8 protein-coding genes are annotated in these 8260 nt (G+C 50.2%); 3 read left to right on the forward strand and 5 right to left on the reverse strand.

All coding sequences use genetic code 11. The features are described from left to right. The first annotated feature begins 108 nt into the window (after positions 1-108). On the forward strand, positions 109-1668 hold the full coding sequence (zwf, locus tag Q0294_RS17365) for a glucose-6-phosphate dehydrogenase (RefSeq protein WP_299467985.1): 1560 nt from the start codon (positions 109-111) through the stop codon (positions 1666-1668). Between the two features lie 124 nt (positions 1669-1792). Here zwf and Q0294_RS17370 read toward each other — a convergent pair whose 3' ends face one another. The 3 genes from Q0294_RS17370 to Q0294_RS17380 form a co-directional block, all read right to left on the reverse strand. Continuing rightward, entirely contained in the window at positions 1793-2200 is a 408-nt protein-coding gene (locus tag Q0294_RS17370) for a VanZ family protein (protein ID WP_299467987.1), read from the reverse strand. Positions 2201-2271: 71 nt separating this feature from the next. Further along, the gene (locus Q0294_RS17375) at positions 2272-3534 is read right to left on the reverse strand and encodes an aminotransferase class I/II-fold pyridoxal phosphate-dependent enzyme (protein ID WP_299467989.1); all 1263 of its coding nucleotides are present in this window, start codon (positions 3532-3534) and stop codon (positions 2272-2274) included. A 109-nt stretch (positions 3535-3643) separates the two neighbouring features. Beyond that, positions 3644-4390 carry a hypothetical protein gene (locus Q0294_RS17380; RefSeq protein ID WP_299467991.1) on the reverse strand — a complete coding sequence of 249 codons (747 nt, stop codon included), beginning with the start codon at positions 4388-4390 and terminating at the stop codon, positions 3644-3646. Positions 4391-4574: 184 nt separating this feature from the next. On the opposite strand from Q0294_RS17380, the gene Q0294_RS17385 reads away from it, so the two are divergent. Further along, complete coding sequence (locus tag Q0294_RS17385; protein WP_299467993.1) at positions 4575-5096, forward strand: methylated-DNA--[protein]-cysteine S-methyltransferase; 522 nt, start codon at positions 4575-4577, stop codon at positions 5094-5096. 26 nt (positions 5097-5122) lie between these two features. Here the strand turns inward: Q0294_RS17385 and Q0294_RS17390 are convergent, their stop codons facing one another. Then, positions 5123-5983, reverse strand: a complete 861-nt coding sequence (locus Q0294_RS17390; protein WP_299467995.1) for a hypothetical protein — start codon at positions 5981-5983, stop codon at positions 5123-5125. A gap of 366 nt (positions 5984-6349) precedes the next feature. On the opposite strand from Q0294_RS17390, the gene Q0294_RS17395 reads away from it, so the two are divergent. Continuing rightward, positions 6350-7246, forward strand: coding sequence for a YHS domain-containing protein (locus Q0294_RS17395; RefSeq protein ID WP_299467997.1), 897 nt, complete (start codon positions 6350-6352; stop codon positions 7244-7246). 134 nt (positions 7247-7380) lie between these two features. Here Q0294_RS17395 and Q0294_RS17400 read toward each other — a convergent pair whose 3' ends face one another. Next, positions 7381-8193 carry a DUF255 domain-containing protein gene (locus tag Q0294_RS17400; protein WP_299467999.1) on the reverse strand — a complete coding sequence of 271 codons (813 nt, stop codon included), beginning with the start codon at positions 8191-8193 and terminating at the stop codon, positions 7381-7383. Positions 8194-8260 lie beyond the last annotated feature (67 nt).

Consider the following 8260-nt stretch of genomic DNA (forward strand, 5'->3'; position numbering starts at 1 on the left):
GGACTCTCTGATCGAACAGCTATCGGCAAAATTCTGAACGTTTCCTGGTTTGAAGACGTTCTTTTATATCTCCCAATCACAATTCTTATTAAGACATGGATGTAAGTCATGGCCAACTCAAATTCTTCAATCGACCTGACCACTGCAACCATTCTGATTTTTGGTGCCTCGGGCGATTTGACCGCCCGAAAGTTAATTCCCGCGTTGTATGATCTCTGGAGTGAAGGCTTTCTTTCAGCAGATCTGCCGATCATCGGCCTGGCGCGGCGGGAAAAGACAGACGAACAATTTCGTATCGAACAGCGCGATACCGTCGCACAATTTACGCGAACGGGAACCGTGACTGATGAAAAGTGGGCCACATTTTCCAAACGGTTGTTTTATCGTGAAGTCGATATCACAGATGAAGCCGACCATGCAAAACTCAAATCATCCATCGAAGCGGTGGAACGCGAAACACTCGGTGATGTGATCACCAAACGCGTTGCTTATCTGGCGACAGATCCATCGTTATTTTATCCCGCCGTGCAGGCATTATCCCGCGCGCAGATGGTGCCCCGGAATACTGCAGAAGAATGGTTGCGGGTTGTGATCGAGAAACCGTTTGGCCACGATCTGGCATCGGCGCAGGAATTGAGCCACCAGTTAAGCGAACTCTTAAGCGAAGATCAGATCTATCGGATCGACCACTACCTGGGTAAAGAGACGGTTCAGAATATTCTGTTATTTCGGTTGAGTAATTCGATCTTTGAGCCGTTGTTGAATCGGAATCATGTCGATCACGTACAGATTACCGTCGCAGAATCGCAGGGCATTGAACACGGTCGAGGCGGTTACTATGACCGCTCGGGCGCAATGCGGGATGTGCTGCAAAACCATGTGCTGCAGCTGCTCTGCTTAATTGCGATGGAGCCTCCCGCGTTGTTCCGAGGCGAAGAAATCCGTGACGAAAAATTAAAAGTATTGAAGACACTCTCACCGGGAAGCAAAGGCGCTATTTCTGAATGGGCGGTTGCCGGTCAATATACGGCGGGGCAATCGTTTGGTCAGGCAGTGCCGGGATATCGGGAAGAAGAACGTGTGCCCGCAAACTCAAACCGGGAAACGTTCGTGGCGATGGAAGTGAAGGTCGAGAACTGGCGCTGGGAAGGGGTTCCCTTTTACCTGCGAACGGGTAAGCGACTGCCGGAACGTGTCAGTGAAATTGCCATTCAGTTCAAGCATCCTCCCATGAATCTGTTTACAACCGTCGAGTGCGATGGTGATATCTGCTCGCTCGTCGAACGCAAACCGAACGAACTGATTTTCCGCATTCAGCCGAAAGAGTCGATTTCAATGAAGTTCTCGACGAAGCGGCCCGGCATGCAATATCAGATTCAGCCGGTAACAATGGATTTTGCATTTGAAGACGCCTACCACAAAAGTTTGCCCGAAGCCTACGAGCGGCTGTTGATGGACGTCTTGCGAGGGGATTCAACTTTGTTTACCCGCAGTGATGAACTGGAAGCTGCCTGGAAATTCGTGACACCGGTTCTGGAAGCGTGGGAGCGGGCAGATCACAGCCCCGAGCCCTATTATGCAGGAACCTGGGGGCCGACATGTGCGACTGAGCTCTTGAGTAAAACGAACCGTCGCTGGCGCACTCCGTCTACCAGCAAAAAGCTATAGCCTGTAACCAGGTTGATTGCAGCGTCTCCCAGGCCATACGGACCGAGTATCATGGAATGGATCACGCGATCATTAATGGGGACGCGTTTCAGGGTTGTCGGCTGTGACTGGTTGTTGACGCGGTTTACGGAGTTTCGTCATTTTTCTGCAACCGCTGACGGAGTCGCTGGCAGGGTTTGTGAACCAGTAGAAACAGACTGATTCCGATGAGGGCTCCCAGTGTGTCAGCCACCCAGTCTTTTACACTTGGTTCACGGTGCAGAACCGGAATGCCCTGCAGCAATTCATCCACCACGCCGAACAGGCTGACTCCCACAAACACGATCAGCAGGCGTTTGAGAGTCAGCTTGTCCCATTTGAGAGACAACCACCACGTTAATAGAAATGAAAGCCCGGCATAAGCGATGAAATGCAGAGGCACATCGGTTCCCGGTGGCAGTGTCCCTTTTTTAAGCGGAATATGAGTCGCAGTAAACAGCAGCACCCAATACAGAATGAGCGCGGCGCGAATCAGTGTTTGATAACGATTCATAACATCCCTGAAATACCGTGTTCTGTCGGTTCCTGATTTCTCTGAAAAGCAATTCGCGTGAACGCGGAGCCCTATACCGGATAGGGTGATTTCAGCCGTGCTGCCGGGTTCGCTTCCAGATAACGGGCAATCCGCTCTTTTCTGGAAATCGCTTCCGGAATAAAGTCGATCGCTTTTTCCAGACGATCATTGGGCTCTGCACAACTGAAACGCAAAAATCCGTGACCCGCTTCTCCAAAACATTCGCCCCCCAGACAGGCGATTCCAAAATCATCGTCGGCCCCTTTCAGCAGGTACAGTGCCAGGCCGTGACTGGTGATTCCCAACTCGTTGCAGACCGGAGCCACATTCACGAAGACATAAAAGGTCGCATGCGGATCAAGGGCATGGAAATTTTCGATCTGATTCAATTTGTTCGTCAGCAGGACGACTTTCTCCCGGAATTTCAGCATGACTTCGTCGCGTTCCTGGGAATCGAGATTCAAAGCAGCGGCGCCGGCAAGCTGTACGATCGGAGGCGTGCAGGACAGGGTGGTGTTGACCATTTTCCCGATGGAAGTCGCGACCTCTTCCGAGGCAACACAGAATCCGAGACGCCAGCCACTCATGCTGTAAGATTTACTGAAGGTGTAAGCAGACACACATTGATCCATCATGCCCGGTTGCGCCAGAATGGAATGGTGTTTTCCCTGCCAGACCATATGGCAATAAGGTTCGTCACTGAAGACCGCGATATCCTTTCCACGGACCAGATCGGCAATGGCCTTTAATTCCGATTCTGCAATCACCCCGCCGGTCGGATTATGGGGAGAGTTCAGGAAGATGGCTTTCGGTGAAGGATCTTCTGCCAGGAACTTTTCGATGTCGGCCAGATCGGGGCTGAATTGATTTTCCTGCTTGAGATCGGACAGGACCATACGTGCGCCGCGGCGCTGGATGTTCGGCAGATAAGTCGGGAAATAGGGGCTGAAAACGAGGACGCCATCACCGGGATTCAAAAAGGCTTCACAAAAGAACTGTTCGAATACTTTAGCGCCGGGGCCCACCACAATGTTTTCCGGTTTCGCAGCAACCTTAAATTCGCGCGAGACAAAATCGGCAGCCGCCTTACGGAACTCAGGAATTCCCGGCGAAGCACAATAGTGCGACTGGTTATTCTGAATGGCTTCGATCCCCGTGGATTTTGCGGAAGCAGTGCTGTCAAAGGGACTGTCCCCCACTTCCAGTTCGACAACATCTTTGCCCTCTGCTTTTAACTGTTTTGCAATCGCCAGGACGCTGAATGCTGTTTCGACGGTAAGAGACTGAGCGAAATCGCTTAATGATAAAGCCACGAAGAAATCCCCTTTGATATTGAAGTTACAGGATGCACACTCTGTTGAATACTTTATATGGGCCGGATTCAATTTGAAACTTGACCGACCCTCATTCTAAAAAACACTGTTATTTCGCAGAAATGGCCTGTGCCAAAGGACGCAGAACCTGATCGATGACATAATCGTTCATCAACTGGTCCGATTTTGCCTTCAGATTCAGCAGGGTGTCTTCCAGTTTCGTTTCCGCAGTCTGACTGCCATACTGCCTTAAGGTAAAGAAGACCGAAATCTGCTCATCAGAATAATCTTCGCGTCTGACCTGATAGGCGTTGGTTCGCGTCTCAATCAGCAGACGTGCCTGACAGCGACAGGAGTCGTCCAGGCTGAGCGTGATCGAAGGCTCATAGTTGAGTGCCCGCGCACCCGGAATCTGCAGCAGACTGTCGATCGCGTGATTCGAACCCAGCACTTCAGCCACTAACGCATCGTGATTCCCCTGATAAGAAAAGTCGAAGCCCACCACATAATCCAGGGCTTCACAATCGAGGGGACTGACTGACAGCATGTAGGGCACCAGTTCCAGCATCAACTTGTGCTGCTCCAGGCTGTCTTCCGGATCTTTAGGGTTCAGGTAACCGCTACAGATACGCTGAGCTTCAAGGGACATCCAGCGCTGCCGCCCGGTCTCTTCCTTGTCTTCTTCCAGCATGAAACCGCTTTCGCCGCGGTTATAAAAATTCCGCATGGTCGGAAACGATTTTTGCACCCGTTCAAAAAAATTCAGCACGGTGTCCCGCGACGAAGGCAGCGTCATTTCGGTGCATAAATTCAGGTTTATAAAAAAATCGTCGGACAACATACTGTATTGATGCATAATCACTCTATTATCTTGTAATTTCGGCTGCACGAGTCTTAAAATAAACTCTGGTCAATTGAACCTTGCGAGTCGAATCCATTCTATCGGAGAATTTCAGATGGGTCAAAGAACTGTCTCAGTTTCCAAAGCTGTTACAGGAAAAGCACATATAGACACTCCTGATGAATTCTCCCCATTAAAATTGTCCGTTTTTTCCACGGAAATCGGCTGGTGCGGGCTGCTGGGGCGGGCTGACACCGTGGAACGGCTGGTCATGGGACACCATTCTGTGGCTGATGTTCGTCAGTCTGTCGCGGATCTGAATCGACTGGAGCCTGTTCACTCAGCCGAACACATCGGGGAAGCAAACTGGTTTCCGGAATTGCGCGAGAGACTTCAGGCATATTTTCAAGGGGCGGTCATTGATTTCCGGGATGTCAAATTGAATCTGCCCCGACTGACCACATTTCAGGCCCGCGTCATTCGTGAACTGAGAAAAACAGGTTATGGGAAACAGATCACGTATGGAGAGCTGGCTGCGAAAGCAGGAGCACCACGGGCAGCCCGCGCTGTGGGAACGGTTATGTCATCCAATCGGATTCCGATCATCATTCCCTGTCACCGGGTGATTGCATCAGGCGGAAAACTGGGAGGCTTCTCCGCACCGCAGGGAACTTCGCTCAAGCAGCATCTGTTGACACTGGAATCGCCTGCGATCGGATAACAAAGCGAAAGATTCCCGTTGTCCGTTCAGGCAGACTTTCGGGACGCTGTTTCCGGTGCAGAGACATCTGTCTGTGGCGGTTGCGGAGCCGCGCGTCGGTGTTTCTGAGATTCCCGCTGTTCCATCATTGCCTGCTCAAACAGGAATATCCGTTGACCCAGTCGGTCAATCCGGCGGCTCACTGAGGTCGAAGTCTGTTCCATGCCTGCAGAGACAAGCGTAATCACGCCCAGAAACAGCAGCATCTGGCCGGCTGTGCTGATGAGCCAGCCAGTGGAAGCATAATTCGCTGGTCCGCCATAATGGCCCCAGAGAACGAGTGTCGTGCCAATGGTCAGAACGGCGACACCGCCGTAGGCCATTAATTGCCCTACCAGTCCCAGCCAGTTCGGTCTCTGGTCATCTTCTTCAATCAGATCCTGAATATCACGATACTCAGTATGCAATTTCGGGATGGCTGCTTGTGGAAATGAAACGGATTCCGGCGATTCGTGGAATTCACGATGCAATGTCTCGTCTGTGAGAAAGGTTGCCTGGTACGGATCATCGGGAATGCGAACCTGTGGAGTTGCGGGCACGGGTTGCTCAATTTCCCGTTCCCTTTCCACAGTGGGGCGTGACATATTTTCCGGGATCTTTTTTTCAGGACGTTCAAACAGCGAAGAAGTCGTATGGGGCCGCGCTTCCGATTTCGTCAAAGGTCCATAAGGATCAAGGACCTCCCGGTTCGACCAGCGGGCCAGTAACTCACGGGCTTCTTTGGTCTTGTCGCTGATACGTGCAGCAGCCGTCGTTCCCAGGTCATTGCCGCAAATGGCGCAATGAACCCGTTTTGAGTCTGCAGAAACTTCTGCAGCCACATCAGACTGACAACTTGTGCACCACATAACGCACCTGATTTTTATAACTGAATAGTGAGAGAGGACTTGGGAGATGTCTGAAAAATCATGCTTGAGGAGAGAGACTGTGATTATCAATACTTGGCCAATTCATGCAATACCGTTTTGCAGGAACCGCCGGCTGTCTCTAATGCCTGCCTGTGCGTGGGTTTCTTATTGAGAGAAACGAAAAATATTTTCGGAGTGTGAAATACACCACAGATTCAAGCCAGCGACACAGCCATACTTGCTGCGTGACTCATGAGCAGAGAAATGGTACCAGTCGAACTCATGGTGTGAGTGAGGGATCACTGATTCGAATCAGTGCCTCATCCCCGACAGTAAAACCCAAAGAAAATGATTCAGGAGAAGTCGATGAAGTTGACCCGATTATTAATGACGACCGCTTTACTGGCAGCCGTTGCCTTAACCGGCCATTTGCTGGAAGCCAAAGAAGCACAGAAGACCAAACAAACCCCGGTCGCATTGAACGGAAATTGTGCCGTCTGTCTGATCAATGGTCAGAAAATTGTCAAAGGGAAAGCGGAGCATGCTGTGGTTTATGATGGCCAGACTTATCTGTTTCCGTCAGAGGAAGTCAAAAAAACGTTTGCCACCAATCCGGAAAAATATGTGCCCGCTTTGAACGGCGATTGTACGGTCTGTTTTGCGCACCATGATGGTGTTCGTAATCCCGGAACGATTGAGCATGTGAGTTTTTATCAGGGACGGGCTTTCTTGTTTCCGAATGACAATATCAAAGCGTTGTTTGACAAGTCTCCAAAACAGTATGCCGACGTCGATCTGGCTTGCGATGGTAAGTGCATCGTCTGCAAAATTGAAGGAGGAAAAGATGTCCCCGGCAAACCGGAGTTCACTTCGATTTACAAAGGTATGCGTTATCAGTTTCCCAGCGAAAGTGTGATGCAGAAATTCCAGGCCAATCCTGAGAAGTATACCGCGCAGAAAAACGACGGAACAAAAACGAGCAGCACGACCGCTGCAGCATCGCAAATGGTCTCCATCAAAGGAACCACCGGTTGCGCTGCCTGTGAATATGGGGTTCATCCCAAAAAAGACCCCAATGAACTGGGACTGGCTGTGAAAAGCGGCGATGGAACAGTTTATGTCATCGAAGGGGCGCACGATTCGCACCCTGATCTTTACAAGAGCCGCTTCCAGAGTCTGAAGATCAGCGTCAAAGGGAAAGAACTGGCCCGTAAGGGAAAATTCGTCTGGCTGGAACCTCAGTCGATTGAAAAATTACAGTAATCGAATCAAAAAAATCAGCCTGTCACCATCAAGGAGGCAGGCTGATTTATGATATTTCAAGAGGGCAGCTGGCAGCAATTTTGTATCTCTTCCATGCAACCCGGGTTGAGGAATACTGTCAGGTGCATTTCAAATCAGGGCTGCAGAACATACTGCGACGGATTGGACGAAAACCGATCCCGCTCGTCTGCAGACGAGAAGAAAACCAGTTTCTCGCGATAGACTCCACCTGCATGGGGGTCGCCTTCAACGGATTGATTCTGTTCCAACTGCGAAACGCGGCAGTTTCCTTCAAAGGCAGGCCAGTACCGATCCGGGTTCGAGTCAAACTGCTTTTTATGTTCTGCAGAAATAAAACAGACTTTGCGACCTTTGTATTCGGAACTGAAAGCGGGTACTCCTTCTACAAGCTGTTGATCATCCAGCATGCTGACCAGACAAACGCCTTTGAATGCAAATTCGGGTGCCAGCTGCTTCTGGCTTATTTTTTGAATGGAACGGTTTGAACGATCAGGGACTACCTGTTCGTGTTTTACCAGGCAAATCTTATTCAGATGACCTTCCATCTCCTGAGCAGCGACATAACCGGAAATCTTCTTCACGATTTTGAGTTGCGGTGTGATGATGGCCGTCGTTGGTAAACCGGAGATGCCAATGGCTTCGACCAGTTCTGCATGTTGATCCGCGTCCACGCGAATGGGAATGAAACAGGAATTCACGTGCCTGATTACTTTGGGATCCCGATAAGTTTCTTTTTCCATTTTATGGCAAAACCCGCACCAGGAAGCACCAATTTGAATCAGCATGGCTTTTTCTTCAGTCCGTGCCTGTTGCGCGGCCTGTTTTAAGTCGGTTTGCCATTTGATCTCCTCCCCCTGAACGTGTCGGGAAAGTGAAGTAATGAAAATCAAACTGAGAGATAAAACCAGCAAGTTTTGTGCACGCATAATAATCCCTTATGAAATTAGCCCAAAAATCCTACACGCTTTACATATCGGTCTAATTTGATGTTAT

Source organism: uncultured Gimesia sp. (genome assembly GCF_937919775.1).
In the GTDB taxonomy this organism is placed as follows: Bacteria; Planctomycetota; Planctomycetia; order Planctomycetales; family Planctomycetaceae; genus Gimesia.

Coding starts and splice junctions, on each gene's coding strand:
- zwf (WP_299467985.1), top strand. CDS start 109: ATGGCCAACTCAAATTCTTCAATCGACCTGACCACTGCAACCATTCTG.
- Q0294_RS17390 (WP_299467995.1), bottom strand. CDS start 5,983: ATGTGGTGCACAAGTTGTCAGTCTGATGTGGCTGCAGAAGTTTCTGCA.
- Q0294_RS17400 (WP_299467999.1), bottom strand. CDS start 8,193: ATGCGTGCACAAAACTTGCTGGTTTTATCTCTCAGTTTGATTTTCATT.
- Q0294_RS17380 (WP_299467991.1), bottom strand. CDS start 4,390: ATGCATCAATACAGTATGTTGTCCGACGATTTTTTTATAAACCTGAAT.
- Q0294_RS17370 (WP_299467987.1), bottom strand. CDS start 2,200: ATGAATCGTTATCAAACACTGATTCGCGCCGCGCTCATTCTGTATTGG.
- Q0294_RS17395 (WP_299467997.1), top strand. CDS start 6,350: ATGAAGTTGACCCGATTATTAATGACGACCGCTTTACTGGCAGCCGTT.